1 protein-coding gene is annotated in these 793 nt (G+C 34.2%); it reads right to left on the minus strand.

The annotated features are described in order from the left end of the window. Nucleotides 1-48 precede the first annotated feature (48 nt). On the minus strand, nucleotides 49-793 hold a 745-nt coding region (locus tag EVI01_RS13475), incomplete at its 5' end, for a hypothetical protein (protein WP_146811784.1).

Here is a 793-nt window from a genome sequence, read left to right on the forward strand (position 1 = left end):
AAAAAAAGAGGATAGAGGCAGCAGTCGTCCCAAATCTTCTCTTTTCACCTATGGTATAATAAGTTCAATATCTATTACAGTAAATTGTTGCTTTTTACGGTCATAGATTGACCATAAATAAGCACCGTCATCTTCTCTACCACCATTGTAAAAATTTGTAAAGTCAGTGTTCCACTGATAGATAATTAAATCATCTTTAACAGGAAAAAGAATCTCATTGACTCTCCAAAAGTTTTCTTTCGTTCGGTGAACTTGTAAATAACTACGAAAAGCCAACTCATACTCTCCATTCTCAGAAAAAAAAGTTTTTGATGATAATTCAACTGCTTGCATCATTTGAAGATTTATTCGAATGGGAAAAAATTTATAGGAATCAAAAACATTTTCTTCTGTGTAAATAAGCTTGGCGTCGACAGTCAATTCATATAGTTGAGGAAACTCTTTATAAGATTCTTCACGTCTTTTTCGATGTCTTTTTCGTACTTTTTTGAGTTCTTGTTTCAATTCTTCGTATCGGGTTAAGTCTACGCTTCGTCCGTTTCTTCTTTTTTTTGCTATCTCTGCTTCTATCTGAGCATTCACTCCTGCCTCTATCCTAGCCTCTACCTCTGGAGACAGTGTTACTTCTACTTTAGGTACTTGATCTAATTTTTCTTTCAATCCTGGAACGAATTTTGGGGTTAGTATAGAACATGCACGATTACTATACATAAGAAAAGCCAAAACCGCTTCTTGATGACTATTATAGCCTTGATAGACTTCTTCTTTAAAAAAAGCACAATGTATTGGTTCT

The sequence above is a fragment of the Enterococcus villorum genome, assembly GCF_007990225.1.
GTDB lineage: Bacteria > Bacillota > Bacilli > Lactobacillales > Enterococcaceae > Enterococcus_B > Enterococcus_B villorum.